This window comes from Terriglobales bacterium (assembly GCA_035651995.1).
In the GTDB taxonomy this organism is placed as follows: domain Bacteria; phylum Acidobacteriota; class Terriglobia; order Terriglobales; family Acidobacteriaceae; genus DASRER01.
Genome location: DASRER010000020.1, coordinates 295,236 through 311,520, shown reverse-complemented (window position 1 = coordinate 311,520; position 16,285 = coordinate 295,236). Strand labels below are relative to the sequence as shown.

The 16,285-nt window shown below is 62.3% G+C and carries 13 protein-coding genes; 6 read left to right on the top strand and 7 right to left on the bottom strand.

The annotated features are described in order from the left end of the window. Positions 1-56: 56 nt before the first annotated feature. On the bottom strand, positions 57-521 hold the full coding sequence (locus VFA60_07280) for a hypothetical protein (protein HZQ91578.1): 465 nt from the start codon (positions 519-521) through the stop codon (positions 57-59). Between the two features lie 285 nt (positions 522-806). Here VFA60_07280 and VFA60_07275 point away from each other — a divergent pair, with 285 nt between their 5' ends. From VFA60_07275 to VFA60_07265, 3 genes are read left to right on the top strand one after another with little or no spacing between them, the layout of a single operon-like run. Next, positions 807-1,742: a cysteine synthase family protein gene (locus VFA60_07275; protein HZQ91577.1), complete on the top strand. Its 936-nt coding sequence runs from the start codon at positions 807-809 to the stop codon at positions 1,740-1,742. 17 nt (positions 1,743-1,759) lie between these two features. Then, positions 1,760-2,212, top strand: a complete 453-nt coding sequence (locus VFA60_07270) for a M67 family metallopeptidase (GenBank protein HZQ91576.1) — start codon at positions 1,760-1,762, stop codon at positions 2,210-2,212. Positions 2,213-2,266: 54 nt separating this feature from the next. Further along, a complete protein-coding gene (locus tag VFA60_07265) occupies positions 2,267-2,632 on the top strand; it encodes a VOC family protein (protein HZQ91575.1) in 366 nt (121 codons plus the stop codon). A 4-nt stretch (positions 2,633-2,636) separates the two neighbouring features. Here the strand turns inward: VFA60_07265 and VFA60_07260 are convergent, their stop codons facing one another. Continuing rightward, positions 2,637-3,611 (bottom strand): MBL fold metallo-hydrolase, encoded by a 975-nt coding sequence (locus VFA60_07260; GenBank protein HZQ91574.1) that lies wholly within the window; start codon positions 3,609-3,611, stop codon positions 2,637-2,639. Between the two features lie 179 nt (positions 3,612-3,790). Between VFA60_07260 and moeB the strand changes: the two genes are divergently transcribed. Then, the gene (moeB, locus tag VFA60_07255; GenBank protein ID HZQ91573.1) at positions 3,791-4,966 is read left to right on the top strand and encodes a molybdopterin-synthase adenylyltransferase MoeB; all 1,176 of its coding nucleotides are present in this window, start codon (positions 3,791-3,793) and stop codon (positions 4,964-4,966) included. Between the two features lie 526 nt (positions 4,967-5,492). Further along, positions 5,493-5,897, top strand: a complete 405-nt coding sequence (locus VFA60_07250) for a hypothetical protein (GenBank protein HZQ91572.1) — start codon at positions 5,493-5,495, stop codon at positions 5,895-5,897. Positions 5,898-6,089: 192 nt separating this feature from the next. Here VFA60_07250 and VFA60_07245 read toward each other — a convergent pair whose 3' ends face one another. The 3 genes from VFA60_07245 to VFA60_07235 form a co-directional block, all read right to left on the bottom strand. After that, positions 6,090-6,935 carry a hypothetical protein gene (locus VFA60_07245; GenBank protein HZQ91571.1) on the bottom strand — a complete coding sequence of 282 codons (846 nt, stop codon included), beginning with the start codon at positions 6,933-6,935 and terminating at the stop codon, positions 6,090-6,092. 561 nt (positions 6,936-7,496) lie between these two features. Then, positions 7,497-8,402, bottom strand: a complete 906-nt coding sequence (locus tag VFA60_07240; GenBank protein HZQ91570.1) for a hypothetical protein — start codon at positions 8,400-8,402, stop codon at positions 7,497-7,499. A 152-nt stretch (positions 8,403-8,554) separates the two neighbouring features. Beyond that, a complete protein-coding gene (locus VFA60_07235; protein HZQ91569.1) occupies positions 8,555-10,813 on the bottom strand; it encodes a M1 family metallopeptidase in 2,259 nt (752 codons plus the stop codon). Positions 10,814-11,535: 722 nt separating this feature from the next. Between VFA60_07235 and VFA60_07230 the strand changes: the two genes are divergently transcribed. Continuing rightward, the gene (locus tag VFA60_07230; GenBank protein ID HZQ91568.1) at positions 11,536-12,600 is read left to right on the top strand and encodes a PIN domain-containing protein; all 1,065 of its coding nucleotides are present in this window, start codon (positions 11,536-11,538) and stop codon (positions 12,598-12,600) included. A 286-nt stretch (positions 12,601-12,886) separates the two neighbouring features. Here the strand turns inward: VFA60_07230 and VFA60_07225 are convergent, their stop codons facing one another. After that, a complete protein-coding gene (locus VFA60_07225; GenBank protein ID HZQ91567.1) occupies positions 12,887-13,924 on the bottom strand; it encodes a hypothetical protein in 1,038 nt (345 codons plus the stop codon). 581 nt (positions 13,925-14,505) lie between these two features. Continuing rightward, positions 14,506-15,501, bottom strand: coding sequence for an ABC transporter ATP-binding protein (locus VFA60_07220; protein HZQ91566.1), 996 nt, complete (start codon positions 15,499-15,501; stop codon positions 14,506-14,508). Between the last annotated feature and the right edge of the window lie 784 nt (positions 15,502-16,285).

Here is a 16,285-nt window from a genome sequence, read left to right as displayed (position 1 = left end):
GCGCGGAAGTTTCGAAGTTCCTCTGCGCCCTCTGCGTCCTCTGCGTTGAAGCTCGTTTACGCGGTGCGCTTGCCGGTTTCGGCGTGGTCTTCCCAGGGGCGTTTCGGCCGTTGCGCCGGCGGCTGGTCGCGGTGCTCCACGCGATCGTACAGATACGCGTCGCTCACGCTGCCCAGCGACTCATTGTAGAGCGTCGGGATGCCGGTGGCTGCGTGGAACTCTTCGCTGAACTGGTGGAGCGCTTTCAGGTGGTCGGCCGTGGCGGGGATTTCCGCCTTGGTCGTCTTGAGAAACTTCTGATATCCGCGGTCCACCAGGCGCGCAATTTCGCTGCCCACCAGGTAGCCAGGGCGCGCGAACAGTCGCACGCCGTCGTTGTCGTCTTTCTCGACGGCGGCCGAGACGTTGTACTTCTTCAAAAAGACGCGGCTCTTGGTGCCGGGCGCTTCGAGCAGGTCGAAGCCGTGATCACGGAACCAGGCCAGCGCCTGATCGAAATTAGGTTTGTCGTTCTTCGCCATCTTCTGTCTGTGCGCGCCTTTGCGCGCCTCTTTCTCTGCAGCGCGTCTTCGCGCGCTTGCCGATTCGATACCGCAACCCGCCGCTTCGTTGCTCCAAATCGTGAGCCTTGGGTAGACTCGGGAGCGCGGCAAGTCGTGCGACTGTCGCACACTTAGACGCATCAGACAACTTACCAGAGTCACCCCACCAACGTGAGAGGCCCGGCGCGCAGCTCGGAAGCACTGGTAGCTAAAGACGTTACAGGTGAAGTTGGCTTGCCGGATACGGCCCGAAAATCGGCGGAAATGCGCCTCGGAGAAGACGCCCTGGGGCGCATTGGCAACACGCCGCTCATCCACCTGGGGCGGATCGCGTCAGGTCCGGGCGGAGCGCAAGCCGGCGGACTGCAGATCCTGGCCAAGGCGGAGTGGTTCAACCCCGGCGGATCGGTGAAGGATCGCGCTGCGGCCGCCATCGTTGCCGAAGCCGAGCGCAGCGGAAAGCTGCGCCCCGGCGTCGCGCTGCTCGATTCCACCAGCGGCAACACCGGCATCGCCTACGCCATGATCGGCGCGGCGCGCGGATTCGGGGTCACGCTGTGCATGCCTTCGAATGCTTCGCCGGAGCGCAAGCGCATTCTGAACGCCTACGGCGCCAAGATCGTCTACACCGATCCAGGCGAAGGCTCCGACGGAGCGATTCGAAGGGCCAAGGAAATGTTCGCCGCCGAGCCGCACAAGTATTTCTACGCCGACCAGTACTCCAACCCCGCCAACTGGCGTGCGCACTACAACGGCACGGCGAATGAAATCTGGCGGCAGACCGAAGGCCGCGTCACTCACTTCGTCGCCATGCTCGGCACCAGCGGCACGTTCATGGGAACGGCGCGGCGTCTGAAGGAATTGAATCCGGCGATCCGCTGCATCTCCTTGCAGCCGGATTCGCCATTCCACGGCATCGAAGGCGCCAAGCACATGGCGACGGCGATCGTGCCGGCCATTTACGATCCAGCGCTCGCCGACCTCGACCTCGGCATTTCGACCGAGGCGTCACACGTGATGGTGCGACGGCTGGCGCGCGAGGAAGGATTGCTGGTCGGCATCTCCTCGGGCGCGGCGCTGGTCGGCTCCTTGGAAGTCGCGAAGCAACTTCCGCCGAGCGAGCGCGCCAAGGCGATCATCGTTACCGTGTTTCCCGACTCGGGCGACAAGTACTTGAGCGAGAAGTTCTGGGAGATGTGACAACGGCATTGCCTGCCATGCTCGAGATCTCCCAACCCGAATACGACGCTATCCGCCGGCACGGCGAGGAGACGTATCCGCACGAATGCTGCGGCGTGCTGCTGGGTGAGGTGAGCGCCGACGGCCGAGTGCGCAGCGTGCGCGCCAGCGTTCGCGCGGGCAATACGCGGCTGGATGCGCTCCACAATCGCTACAATATCGATCCTGCCGAGCTGGTGCGCATCCAGCGCCAGGCGCGCGAGCGGCACCTCGACATCGTTGGCTTCTACCACTCGCATCCCGATCATCCCGCGCGCTGGTCGCCGACCGACTTCGCCGAGGCGCACTGGGTGGGGTGCTCCTACGTGATCACCAGCATCGAAAAGGGCAAGGCCGCACAAACGAACTCGTTCGCGCTCGCGGGAACGACGGAAGACGATAAGCGGTTCGAGGATGAAGACATCGTGGTCAGAGCGTTAACCACCGGCTAACATCGGGGCCCTACGATCAATCCTGCCAACGACTTCACCAGAGAAAGGATGCACATGCCCAATCCATTCGTTCACGTCGAACTGATGAGCACCGACATTGACAAGGCCAAGCAATTCTACGGACAGCTTTTTGAGTGGAACCTGGAAGACGTCGCGATAGGCGGCGGCATGGGGTACACGCTCATCAAGCCGGGCAACGGCACCGGCGGCGGCATGATGCAGCATCCCTTGCCGGGTGCGCCCTCCACGTGGCTCGCCTATGTCGACGTGCCCGACATCCGCAAGGCGACGGAGCGCGCTAAATCGCTGGGAGCGAAGATCAAGCGCGACGTCACCGAAATTCCCGGCGTGGGCAGCTTCAGCATCTTCGAAGACCCGACCGGCGCAGTGCTCGCGCTGTGGCAGCAGACCGGAAAATAGACGCTCAGAACTCCACGACCGATTCGACTCCGGCGTAGGAGTAGTTGCGCCCGTAGACCTGCTTGAGGATCTTGAAGCCGAGGTTCCCGGTGCAGTGCGCGGGCGCAACCCGCTCCACGCCGAGTTCGTTCTTGAGCTGGTTCGCCAGCTTCTCGATGGTTGCCGCGTCGTAGGGCAGCAGGTGGAACCCGCCTTCGAGCAGCGTGATCTTCTTGCCGGTCGCTTCGCGCGCCGCCGCCGCGATTGTTTCCACCTTGCTGTGTGAGCAGCCGGTGATGAGCGCGATGCCACCATCGGTCTCCAGCGCCAGCGAGATTTCGGGCATGCCAATCAGCTCGGGATGTCCGGGCTCGGATGGCGGATACGCGTTGAACTCTCCCAGCAGCGGCGACGTGGTGTAGATGAGCCATATGCCGGGACCGATCTGCCGCGTCTTGCCCACATAAGCAATGTTGGCATGCGGAAACGGGCCGGAAGTGCCCTGCGTGACCGACTTCGCGCCGCCGAAATAGAGTTCCTCCGGCGACATGCCGGCAAGCTGTTGCCTGGCTTCCGGTGTCTCAGGTGCCACGCGAAACGGCACCGGCGCGCCCAATATCTGGTCGTCGGGCAGATAGGCCTCTACCTGCGGCTTCACCTGCAGCATGTACTGGAAGCCGGAGATGTGGTCCAGGTGACGGTGCGAGAGCACGGCCACGTCCACTTTCTGCAGATCGACGCCGAGCGCCTCGACATTGTGGCGGAACTTGTCGACGTCGTTGCCGCTGTCGAAGAGAATCGTTTTGCCGCGGTACTCGATGAGCACGGAAAAGCCCCAGTCGAGCACCGTGCCCTTCTTCTGCGGGCCGAAGGCGTCGTAGAGGTTTTCGATGGTGTTGGGCCTGGACTTGCCGGCCGACTGAGCTGCCGTCGAGAGCGCGGCCGTGATGATGGCGAGCAGCGCGACGGCGGTTCGCGCCTTCATTTTCAACGAGATCATGCCGGCGCCATTTTACGCTGCGGCGCGAAGTTGAAACCGAAGCGCCCTCTCAGACATCATGGTATTGGCAATCGGGCTATTTGCTATTGGCTATTGAGTGCTGGTCCTGCCGTCGGCCGACGGATGCGCCGATCCAATAACAAATAACCAATAGCGAATTTTCACACAGAGCGTCGTCTATGCCGTCACCAGCCAATGTCGTCGAGGCTCCCGCCGTTTCCCTCAGCAACGAAGAGATTCTTCGCTACTCGCGCCACCTGATCATGCCCGAGGTGGGCATGGAGGGCCAGCTCAAACTGAAGGCGGCGCGCGTGCTCTGCATCGGCGCCGGCGGCCTCGGCTCGCCCGTGGCGCTGTACCTGGCGGCCGCGGGCGTGGGCACGCTGGGCATCGTTGATTTCGACGTGGTGGACTACACCAACCTGCAGCGCCAGATCATCCACTCCACCGCCGACGTGGGCCGGCCCAAGCTGGAATCGGCGCGCGACCGCATCAAGGGCATCAATCCGTATGTCGAAGTGCGCACGTTCGAGACACATCTGAACAGCTCCAACGCGCTTGAGCTCTTCCGCCAGTTCGACATCATCATTGATGGCACCGATAACTTCCCCACGCGCTACCTCGTCAACGACGCCTGCGTCCTCACCGGCAAGCCGAACGTCTACGGCTCGATCTTCCGCTTTGAAGGCCAGGCGAGCATCTTCGCCACAAAGGAAGGGCCGTGCTATCGCTGCCTGTATCCGGAGCCGCCACCGCCGGGACTGGTGCCCTCCTGCGCCGAAGGCGGCGTGTTGGGAATTCTGCCGGGACTGGTCGGCGTCATCCAGGCGACCGAAGCGGTGAAGCTGATCCTTGGATCGGGCGATCCGCTCGTCGGGCGCCTGCTGCTGGTTGACGCGCTGGCCATCCGCTTCCGCGAGCTGAAGCTGCGCAAGAACCCCGACTGCCCGGCGTGTGGCACGCATCCTACCGTCACCGCGCTGATTGACTACAATCAGTTCTGCGGCATTCGCGGCGAGGAGACGCCTGTGGCCACCGGAGTTCCCGAGATCCAGCCGGAAGAGTTGAAGCGCAAGCTCGACGCCGGCGAAGACGTGTTCGTGCTCGACGTGCGCGAGCCCCACGAGTACCAGATCTGCAACATCGGCGGACACCTCATCCCGCTCGGCGACCTGCCCAGGCGCGTCAGTGAACTCGACACCGCGCGCGACATCGTGGTGCACTGCCGCTCCGGCGTGCGCAGCGCGAAAGCCGTCGGCTTCCTCCAGCAGGCCGGCTTCCGCAAAGTGGCGAACCTGGCGGGCGGCATCCTCGCATGGAGCGACAAGGTGGATCCCAAGGTGCCGAAGTACTGAAAGCAGTTGTCAGTTGCCGGTTGGCGGTTGCCAGAAAACTGCACATCCTGTGGACGCCGACCTTGTCCACGTTCTTGTCTTGCAGATCGTTGACGCCGCGGATTTACATCGATTCTCACTGACCTAACTCAAATTATTTGCCGTTGGTCCGCGTTCATCCGCGTTGAGCTTTGCTTCTTTTGACAATCTTTGTCATTGCGCAACTTTCCGCGCTCGTGGCATTCTTTTCAGACGAGGTCAGCACGCTTGAAACGCCATATCCAACCCGAAAACTGGCGGCGAGATCGCGGCACGGCCACACCGTGCGTCGCGATGTCACGACTGGCGTGCTTTGCCGATTCCCTGATCGGCTTGTAACCGCTCCCAGGCCTCAGCACAGCAGCCAACACCGTCAACCCCGTGAGGCATTCGCGCGCGTGCGCAGCTGCCTTCCGTTCCCGTTCACTCTGCTGTCGCGTTGGCGTCTCGCTCTTTCGCGAAACTCGAAACGCGAGACTCGAAACTTTTGCCTGAAAGGAGGTGCAGCTTGGAGAACATTTTCGTCCTGATTCTCATGAACCTGGTTCGAGCGCTTTGGTTCCGCGTGCGCAGCAAGCCGGTCACGATTGGCAGTATCACGCCGGACGCGCCGAAGCCGGAGAACCCGCCGGCCGTAGTCCCAGCTGCGCCTCCGGCGGAAGTTTCCGCGGCGCCTCCGCCCGAGCCGGAGAGCCTGTGCTCCGGGTGCACCTGGGGCCAGTTCATCCGCGGACGTGGCGGCGAGATCATGGCCGTGTGCCGCTACAGCCCAACATGGATCGTCATCGGGTTCCCGGTGGCGGAGTGCAACTACTTCCGTCCGTCGATGAGCGGCGATGGCGCGGGATTCGTGAAGCTGCGCGGCGTCTCCATCCCTGAAGAGGAAGAGATGCTGCCGCTGGGAGCGGTCTAACCGGCGGTGGGAAGGAAAACCTGCCTTCCTCCCGCCGTTCTGTTTTGAAAATTGCGTCTTTGGCTACCTACGCTGGGCCTGCGAAGATTGCAAACACCTGCCACAGAAGCACAGGGGAATTCGAATTGTCTTTCTCTGTGCCTCTGTGTCTCTGTGGTGGGTGTTAGGGTCCTTGACCTTCAGGTCGAGCTGCTACTCGATCACGGCAAACGTGTAGATCTTTGCCGGTGCGCCCAGGTTGTTGCCCGCGCCCGGCGGCAGGAAGCCGTATTCGCCGCGCGCCAGCCGGTCGAGCCGGATGCGGAACAGGCGCGCGCTCACTTTTTCTGTCTGGAATGTGATCGAGTCTCTTTCGCGGTTGTCGGCGGCGTTGGTCACTTCGCCGGTGAGCGCGCGGAATTCGCGCCGGTCGTCCTTCACGTCCATGCGCAGCAGCTGGTATTCGGCCGCGGAAACGCCCTCGGGCGTGCGCACCACGAATTCCAGCGGCACGCGAACGCGCAGGTTCGACGCGTTGTTCTGGATGACGCCGTTCACGTGGCCCTTGGCGATGCCCGCCGTCGCCACCTTCTTCAGCGAGCCGCCGGTCTTCCAGCCCACGGTCTCTGTTCCGACCGGCGTGAGCTTGCCGGCAACCATGGCGTATACGCCGACCTCGGCGGGCGCAGCCACGTCGGAATCGGCAGTACTCGCGACTGCTGTGGTCACGCGCGACGGCGCCGAGGGCGCGGCTGCCTTATCGCTGGCGGGCGAAGGCGCCGCCGGCGCAGCGGGGCGGCTAGTCTTCGCTGCCGAGATCATCGCCTGGATCACTTTTTCCGGAACGTTCGCCTGCTTCAACTCGACCAGCGCAGCCGCCGACACGTCGAAGTTGCTCGGCGCTCCCTCCATCGCGCTCAGGATGGTGCTCTCCGACAATCCCGCCTTCACCAGCTGGACAACGTCGTTGTTGGTCAGCGGCTTCTTCTCCTGCGCCATCAGCGCCAACACTGCCAACAGCGGTCCCAGCAGGACGAGTGCCGTCCGTATGCGAGTCATGGAGTACCTCCCAGGTAGGTCGTCGCGCCGCGCGGAGTCGAACCGGCCCGCCTCGGCAAACCAACAATGTTGCTCTGCTCCGGAAGGGCGTGTCAACCAGCGGCGGGGCCAGGCCGATCGCGCAACCGGAGCCAAATTCGAACGGGCTGCGGAAAACTAGTGGCGTTTCATGGCGCTTTCTAAGCAGTCACACTGCCTGACAGCTGCTCCGCCCGGACTAGAGTTGAACGCCGGCCTTCGTCCCTGACTCGCATCCGCGGCGGGCGGCGTCGGTGTGAAGCTGAGGGTGACGCAGTCGGGCGTGACCGATCAATTCCGCATGCTCGTTCCGCTCTACCTGGAGATGGCGAACGGCAACGTGATTCGCGTGGGCAACTTCACCATGAACGGCAATGCAACCGTGGAGCAGAATCGTCACGCTGCCGCTCAAGGAAACTCCCAAGCGCGCGCTGCTGAATTACTACGCCGACGTGCTCGCCGAGGCGAAGTAACGAGCGCCGTCCGAACCAAGGGAGAAACCAGAAGGGCGCCCTGCGGCGCCCTTCCAGCCGATCCTGCGGGCTATTCGACGGCGAGTTGACGAGGCGCGTGTCCGCCGTAGTACGCGACGGCCGCGCCCCACGTGGCCAGGCGCAGCATCCAGCGAAGCCACAACAGGAACTGGGCCACGGCGAACCACAGCGCCACCGTGATCACGCCCGATTGCGGGAAGTAGCGCGCGAACACCACGTACGCCAGCACCGCCAACGTGCTCAGCAGGCCGAGCGTGAACACCATCGAGAGCACGGCGCCGAGCCGGCGCAGGACGAAGCCGGCCGCGTGTCCGAGCGCGCCCAGCGCCGAGCGGCGCGCCGAGACCACGATCTCCGCCTTGGCGAATTCAACCACGGCATTGATCAGCACGAGCGAGAGCCCGAGCAGCGCCCAGCGCGCCCATTCCAAATAAAAGTGCGCGGCCTCACGCATGGCGTGGCGGAACATGGCGTCGAGCAGCTTCTCGGCGGCGTAGTTCCACACCCAGAACGCCACGAAGTACATCACCGAGGCGGCGACCGCGAGCCGCGCGAACCGGCCGAAGTATTTGCCCACGCCGCGCCCAAAGGCGTGCATGCCCGCACCCTCACCCTGCGCAAACACTTCGAACGCCCCGGCGGACAGGATGGTGTTGAGCGCCAGGAACACGACGCCCGCCCAGGCGATCGCCGTAGCGAAGCCGCTGAGGAAGTCGGCGCGCGCGATCTGGAATTCAGTGAGCCAAGCCGCGCTGAACCCGCGCGCCAAATCGCGACCGACGATGCTCGCGCCGATGTGTTCGCGCAGTGCCGAATACATGGGCGCCGCGACAGCGGCCGCGACGAGCAGGTTCACCGCGAAGAACAGCAGCGCCAGCCACGGACGGCGCGCCGAAGCGGAGAGGCCGCTGCGGACGGCTGAGAGGGCGCCGGGTTTGTTGTCTGCCGCCATCAAGAGAACCGTTGCACACGAATCACACAAAGGTCACACGAAGGACTCTGGCCGAAACCCTTTGCCTGCCTTCGTGTCCTTCGTGTGAGGCTTTGCATTCTATTGACCGACGCTGTCATTTCTGTTCAAGCCAGGCACCAACCGCCAAGAGCGCGTCACCCAAAGTAGGAAAACGACATCAGCACGTTCTGCAACCACACCACCCAGCGCAGATACCACTTGTCCGCCGCCAGCCGCACCGGTTCGCGCAGCGCCGAGTTATCGGTGCGCGCAACTTCCAGCTTGATCTGAAAGTCGGGATCCACTTCCGCCGAGACGATCCGTGGCCGGCCGAAGTACTTGTACTTGATCCAGCGGTACTGCTCATCGCTGATCACCGAGGGCGCCACTGCTCCCGGCGGCGGAGGCGGAACCATCGCGGTACTTCCCGAGTGCAGGTCCCACACTTTCCGGTCCTCGCTGCCGTCCTCGAACTTCACAACCACCTGCACCGGGAAGCGCATCCTGCCGAGACGCCGCACAAGGACTTCGGCTTCGCGGGGACGATTCGGGTCGCCGCCGCTGTCGTCTTTGTCGTCGCCAGCGGATGTCTGCATGGCCGGCTTCCCGTCGCGATCGAAGTAGCCCTTCATCTCCGGCTCATGTCCGTCGGTAAACGAGACTGAGTAGTTCACGATCTCGGCGCCGTACACCGTCTGGTCGAAGAACCACTTCATGTCCTGGCCGCTGACCTCGCGCACTGTGTCCATGAAGTCGATGGCGTCGGGATGCTTGAAGCGCCAGCGCTGGTGGTAGGCGCGGATGACGCGCGGCCACGCGTCGCCAAGCAGCGCCTCCAGCGTGCGCAGCGTGAGTTCCGGCTTGGAGTACGCCTGGTCCTGGTAACTGCCGCGGTCGAGGGTTAGCCAGGCGTAGCGCTCCATGGCGTCGGTGCGGGCGTTGTTCCAATAGGAGCGCGTGCGTCCGTACTTCTGTGGCTCCGCCACCCACTCCCAGAACGGACCGATCCAGACATTACCGACCTTGTACCAGGGATAGCGCGGCACCGGCAGGTCAATCCAGCCGATCGCCGGAAACGGAATCCCGTTGATGTACGCGTAGGAATAATTCGGTCCGTAGGCGCGCTCCAGCACTTTGCCGGTCGAGTACGAGTTGAAGCCTTCGTCGAGCCATGCTTCTTCGAATTCGTTGTTGCCTACCAGGCCGTACCAGAACTGGTGTCCGAACTCGTGCACGATCACGCCCTCGGGATCGAGCTTGTGCTGGCCCGGCCAGTACTCGGTGCCCGCGGTGAAAAACGTCGGATACTCCATGCCGCCGGCGCCGCGTCCCGTGAACGGCGGCGGATCCACGAAGGTGAGCACGTCATACGGATACTTTCCGTAGAACAGGCCGAACCACTTCAGCCCGGCGAACGCGGCTTTGAAGTGGCGGTCGACCTGGCCCGTGTGCTCGCGTTGCGCGAACAGCGTGACCTTCACGTCCTGAAGCTTCACGTCTTCGGGCGGCGCAGCGGTCTTCCTCGACCACTCCGCGATCTCCGACGGCGTCACCTGCTCGTCGGCCTTGAACCAGCGGACGACCTTGATCGCCTGCGACTTCGGCTGCGTGGTCCAGGCGAAGTCGTGCACGTCCTCCTGGTAGTAGTTGTAGGTGGTTGTGCCGTCCCCGTTGTGATGTGAGCCGCGCTCGGCGCCGGTGGCGGCGATCTCGAAGTCGGAGGGCACGGTGAGGTTCACGTCGAACGTGCCGTAGTCGGCGTAGAACTCGGTTGAGGTGTGGAACTGGTGGCAGTTCCAGCCTGACTGCGCGCGATGGCGCTCGCCCTTCGCCTCCCAGACGCACGGCTTCGGGAACCACTGGGCCACCAGGCAGAAGTCTTCGCGGCACCCGGTGCGCGCAAAAATGTGCGGCAGCTTCGACGTCCACTGAATTTCGATCGTCACCGTGCCCCCGCCGGCGATGGGGGCGGGCAACGGCACACGCGCCACCGTCTGGTCGTAGGGGTTGCCGTCGTCGGGCTGGATGTAGCGAAGCTGCGAAGTCAGGTCGTTTCCATTCACCTTTAACGACCGAATCTGTTCGTATCCCCACGCCTCCGCCTCGTTGAGGAACTTCACCCGCCGGCTGGTGGCGCCGCCCTCGCGCATGAACGTGGAGTAGTTGTTCTTGAAGGCATTCAGATAAAGATGGAACTGCAGGTCGGGCACCAAGTCGGCGCTGTGATTGCGCCACTGGATGATTTCATGCCCATTGATCGTCTTGTTCTTGGCGTCGAGGGGCGCGTCAATCTTGTAGCGAACGATGGGATCGGCAACGTACCTGGCGTTGGCCGAGGTCGCCAGCGCCAGCAGAACTGCCAGCCGCAGAAACGCCCGCTGCTTCATGAGCACGGGATTGTACAGGAGCAGCACTCAGCATTTCAGCCATCAGCATTCAGCCCGCCGAAAATCGTGGCCCTCGGAACGACTGGTCGTGCTGACGCCGAGATGGTCATCCGCATTCGCCGCGTGACTGGTTTTCCTGGCGCAGGCGCTGTGAATGCTGAGGCGAGCAAGGGCGTTCGCGGGCCAACTGCCAATTGCTGATTGCCGAGTGCCGATTTACAAAAAATACCCGGCGCGCGATTTCTCCCCCGAGATAGTGCGCGCCGGGCTTCGTACAACCCCGCTCGGCTTGTCCCATTCGGTTCAGCCCAAGGCCTGAAAAGTTTTTCCGAGCGGACGAAAAGGGCCCGCTTGAACAATGCCGTCTGTTAACACCACGGTCAATATCTATCCGCGGCTAAATGTTTACTGAGGGAGTAACTTGCGGTGACCAGGCGATTACTTTTCTTCACGCCACACCCCGCGCCGCGCGTTATATACTCGCGCTCTGCCAGACGCCGGGGTTGACGGCGCTGGGAAACGTTCCTGCGGACGGGCTCGGCCCGGCGGCGGGAACTGCGGAGCAAACCTTTATTCATTCATCTATTCGCTCCGCGATTAACTGCGGTGGCCCGATTTGACGAGGTAAAGCGGGGCTTGGGGCCGCCGACGTGCAGGTCAGCACCGCGAAGTGCGCACCGCTGGGCCAATGTGTTCATAATGCGGCGGGCGAAGCGCGGCGTGGACCGGAAAGGGGAGGTCCCCGCCTTATGGAACTGCTGTTCATTCGTCTTGTTTTCATTGCCATTCTCACCACCGCCGCCTACATCTTTCACCCCTTTGGCTTTGATCCCCTGACCGACGCCGCTGCCGGCGCCGCCATCGGCGTGGTCGTCGTGCTGTTTGAGATCCGCCTGCTCGAGGTCAGCCTCAAGCGGCTGATTGGCGCGGTGATCGGCAGCATTACCGGCATCTTCGGCGCCTACCTGTTCAGCCTGGTCATCAAGAACAGCGTCCAGCCGGGAAACACGCAGAGCTTCCTGCAGATGTTCGTCATGCTGCTCATGGCCTACGTTGGACTGATCGTGGGGGCGAACAAGGGCGACCTGCTGAACCTCTCCGCCCTGGGCGGTATCTTCGGCGGCGAGAAGCAGGCCAAGAAGAGCTACAAGATCCTCGACACCAGCGTCATCATCGACGGCCGCATCGCCGACATCGCCGAAACCGGCTTCCTCGACGGGATCATCGTCATCCCGCAATTCGTGCTGCGCGAATTGCAGCTCGTGGCCGACTCGGCCGACTCGCTCAAGCGCAACCGCGGCCGCCGCGGGCTCGACATTTTGCAGCGCATCCAGAAAATCGCCTCGCTCTCGGTCCAGATCGTGGAAGACGACTTCCCCGCCGTCCGCGAGGTGGACATGAAGCTGATCGAGCTGGCCAAGCTCTACGAGGCCAAGATCATCACCAACGACTTCAACCTGAATAAGGTCGCGCAGCTCCAGGGCGTGGAGGTGCTGAACATCAACGAGCTGGCCAACTCGCTGAAGCCCATCGTGCTGCCCGGCGAGATCATGAAGGTCTTCATCCTCAAGGAAGGCAAGGAATACAACCAGGGCGTGGCTTATCTCGACGACGGGACCATGGTGGTGGTCGACAACGCGCGCAAGATGATCGGCAAGACCATCGACATTGCCGTGACTTCGGTGCTGCAGACCACCGCCGGCAAGATGATCTTCGGCAAGTTCGACGAGCGCGGCGTGGTGGTGACGCGACCTCCGGCGGCAGCTTCAGCGCAGGCGGCCGGCCCCAAGGGCGCCGTAGCGGAGAACACGTAGGCCTTCACCGCAGCACGCAGAGATCGCAGAGAAATCCAAATTCAGGTCATCCTGAGCGAAGACCGAGTGCGCGTAGCAGGCGAGGGCGAGTCGAAGGATCCCTATTCCCGCGGTAGTGTGCGGGTTGAGTAGGGACCCTTCGACTTGCGCTGTCGCGCTCGCTCAGGGTGACCGCCGTGAGGGATTTGGTCTTCTCGGCGGCCTTTGCGCGCTCTGCGGTTAAAAATTCTTATCCTGCACGACCGGACACCGCGCCAGGTGCCCGGGAGCGACCAAGTAACCCCTGTCAATTCGGTGCCACGTGAAGAAGATTCAATCGTCCTTGATCGTCTGCAGCCAGGAACACAAACTCTGCTCCGTCATAGGCGGCAAAAGCTGAACCGATCGACGGGTCCGAATGTTCGTACTCTCCCAGCAGTTTGCCGGAGTCGCTATCAAACACTCGCAAGACTATGGACGCGATCTGAGGCCCCCCTTCGTCGCGATTGATTACATACTTGGCCGCGATCCTGCGCCTGGAAACTGCCATCGCGCCGAGGTAGGAAGCGCGGCGCGGTGGCTCGAGAGTTATGCGTCGAACAATTCTGCCGCCAGGCGACACAACAAAAATCGGACCAGAGTTTCCTGGGCGCATCAGGTAGATGTTGCCATCGTCTGATGAATGCAAGCTGGAGAGCACAAGCGCATCTTCAAACGTCCGGTCTTGACGGATACTGCCCGAAGGAGTCGCGCGACCAGACTTTTCCGCGGGCGCGAGGTCTTCTTTCAGCAGCAGCGTACGGATCAGTTGGCCGCGATGGGTATACAGCGCGACCGTAGGAATCGAGTCAATCTCAGCGGAGTCGCCGCCCGCCTTCGTACCCGCAATCAGCAACTCACCCGTCCCAAACTCCGCTAACTGCAACGGAGCAATATCACCCTCCAATCTGACTTCGCTTCGAATCGTACCGTCGGCGTCAAAGCGTACCAAATAGAATTGGTCCCTCGTCCGACGTACCGCGAGAATAAGGCCGCCGCCAGAAGTCGGCGCAAAATCAACGATCTGCGCGCTGGACAATTCTCTCGATTTTGCCAAGTCATACCGAATCACCTTAGATCCGTCGGCGGCGATTTTCAAAACGGGCCCGCCACGAACCACCTCGCGTTCATTTACGCGGAGATAGATGTTCCCGTCAGCATCGCTCTTGATGGGCAGGACAAACCCCTGCGCCTTCTCACTCTGTACAGGCAGTCTTGTTTTGATTGCTAAAGGAAGCGGCGCATTTTGAGCCAACGATGCGCCGCAAAGAAAGGCAACGCTGAGAAGTAGGCGCAGCCCGGTCATTTTCCGCCACTCCCGTGACTGTCGTGAGTGAACCCTGCAGCGTCATTGAGGGACGCATAGCCGCCCTTGCACGTCGGAACGAGCACCTCGGCTTCCTGCACAGAACGCTCGCGCAGCAGCAAGCGAATATCCATGGCCGCGCCGCCCCCGCCGGGTCCTCCGGTGCACTGTTCCCCCTCAGTCGCAGACTGATAAGGGGTGACGTTGCAGCATTTGTTTTGGGTTGTGACGCACTTCTCACAACCTTTCGCCTCTTCGGAGTTACAACCGTACACCCCATATTCTGCGAAGCATCCGTTGCCAGGCGAACACGTTCGGCGCTCAACCAATTGCACTGTCGGGCAGGAGCAAACGTTCGCGCTCGCGGCTTCACAGAGTGCAAGGACCGCAACCGCCATGACTGAAAACCACAGAAGTCTTCTCATGTAGCGACCTCCTCATTGTTCCCCGTTCATGCAGCCAAAACGAGGCACCGATTCTCCCCCCCGAAGGGGATGAGCAAGCGTCAATATCCGTCAGAACAGGTCGTCTTCCGGATGGCGCATGAGTGGGGCGTGCAAAAAGAACCTGGCGCTCTCGGATTAGGGTGTCCGGATGGTCACCGGACACCTTGCCAAATGCCCCGGGGCGACCTCCACCAATCCCGGCAACTCCCTCGCGCAATCATCTACGCGTAGTCCGCAGCGCGGCTCGAAAGCGCATCCCGGCGGCATGTTGACTACGGTGGGCACGGTGCCTTCGATCGCCGGCAGCGGCTTTGCGCGGTCGGTGCGCAGTGTGGGCACGCTGGCCAGCAGGCCGCGCGTGTAGGGATGCATCGGCCCGCGGAAGAGTTCCGCCGTCGCGGCCATCTCCACGATGCTGCCGGCGTACATCACCGCCACCCGGTGCGCGACCTGCGAGACGACGGCGAGGTCGTGCGAGATGAACAGCATCGCCAGCCCGAATTTCTCGCGGAGCTCGGCGAGCAAAGCCAAGATTTCTGCCTGAATGGTGACGTCGAGCGCGGTGGTGGGCTCGTCGGCGATCAGCAGCTCGGGCCGGTTCATCAGCGCCATGGCAATCATCACGCGCTGGCGCTGCCCGCCGGAGTGCTGGTGCGGATAGGCGCGCGCACGCCGCGCTGCGTCCGGGATTCGAACCAGGTCGAGCATCTCCACGGCGCGATTCCAGGCTCGGGCCTTGGCCGACGACCAACGGCCAACGACCGACGACGGTCCTCCATGCACCAGCACCGCCTCCGCCACCTGGTCACCAACGCGCATCACCGGATTCAGCGCGGTCATCGGCTCCTGGAAGATCATGGCGATGCGCCGCCCGCGGATCGAGCGCATGGCTTCCGCTCCCAGCGGACCCAAGTCTTGCCCACCGAAGCGAATCTCCCCGTTCACGCGGGCTTGAGGCGGCAGGAGCCGCAAGATCGCCAGCGCCGTGGCCGACTTCCCCGAGCCCGATTCGCCCACCAGCCCCAAAACCTCGCCCGGAGCTATGGAAAAGCTGACGTTGCGCACCGCCGGTGGTGCTGTGGCGGAAAAACTCACGTCCAGACGGCTGACTTCAAGCAGGGGAGCGGTCACGCGCCTATCCTAGCAGCGCTCCGAAAAACAAAATTTCAAGCTTTTCGCCGCACTTCGCACTAGAAATTGTGCAGAATTGCTGGATTTCACCGTCGTCGAACGCTGGAAACAGAACCTGCTTCTGCCGTTTTTCGGGCGCCTCAAAGTTACCAAGGTTTTTTCAGAACCCGCGTCCAGTGCGGTTTGCAGCCCGTTTCCCACAATTCATAGAAGCCGAAAACCCGTGCTGCGCGCCGTGTTCACGCAATTTTCTTGCGCGTCAATACTGGCAAATCCTTGTCGTTGGCGGGTTTGGTGCGATGGGATTGCACAATTTTCTGGCAGGCGTCTGTGAACAGGCTGCACCCGATTGAAAACAAACCAGATACAAATCGCAAAAACTGTTTGACTAAAAAAATAGAAAGCGTAAAACCACACTCGTTCTTTGACAGTTCACTGGGTCGCCCGGTTGGCAGCTAAATCCGGGACTCGAGCCGAGGTCACCGGCTGCGCCGCAAGGCGACGGTTGGAGGGCAGGTGAGGGTCTTTAGCGTGTGGCTGGTCGAGACGAACAGTGAATGAGTCGGAGGCAAGATAGGATCCCGAGGCGTTATCCGGTAGGTCCGGTTGGTGGCAAGCCCGGAACCTGAGCTTGGATCGCACGAAGTCTTGGTCGAGCACCACAGCCCGCCGCGAGGCGAGAGGCGATGAGCGACATAAGAGGCTAGCTCCCGAAAGGGGGTCCCGAGCGGCGCGAAAGCGCAGTGAGGGTGCAGGTCGGCGAAGGACTAAAGCGAGCTGCTGG

Excerpts from the sequence above, each read along its gene's own strand:
- VFA60_07280 (HZQ91578.1), bottom strand. The coding sequence starts at position 521 with ATGGCGAAGAACGACAAACCTAATTTCGATCAGGCGCTGGCCTGGTTC.
- VFA60_07275 (HZQ91577.1), top strand. The coding sequence starts at position 807 with ATGCGCCTCGGAGAAGACGCCCTGGGGCGCATTGGCAACACGCCGCTC.
- VFA60_07270 (HZQ91576.1), top strand. The coding sequence starts at position 1,760 with ATGCTCGAGATCTCCCAACCCGAATACGACGCTATCCGCCGGCACGGC.
- VFA60_07265 (HZQ91575.1), top strand. The coding sequence starts at position 2,267 with ATGCCCAATCCATTCGTTCACGTCGAACTGATGAGCACCGACATTGAC.
- VFA60_07260 (HZQ91574.1), bottom strand. The coding sequence starts at position 3,611 with ATGATCTCGTTGAAAATGAAGGCGCGAACCGCCGTCGCGCTGCTCGCC.
- moeB (HZQ91573.1), top strand. The coding sequence starts at position 3,791 with ATGCCGTCACCAGCCAATGTCGTCGAGGCTCCCGCCGTTTCCCTCAGC.
- VFA60_07245 (HZQ91571.1), bottom strand. The coding sequence starts at position 6,935 with ATGACTCGCATACGGACGGCACTCGTCCTGCTGGGACCGCTGTTGGCA.
- VFA60_07230 (HZQ91568.1), top strand. The coding sequence starts at position 11,536 with ATGGAACTGCTGTTCATTCGTCTTGTTTTCATTGCCATTCTCACCACC.
- VFA60_07225 (HZQ91567.1), bottom strand. The coding sequence starts at position 13,924 with ATGACCGGGCTGCGCCTACTTCTCAGCGTTGCCTTTCTTTGCGGCGCA.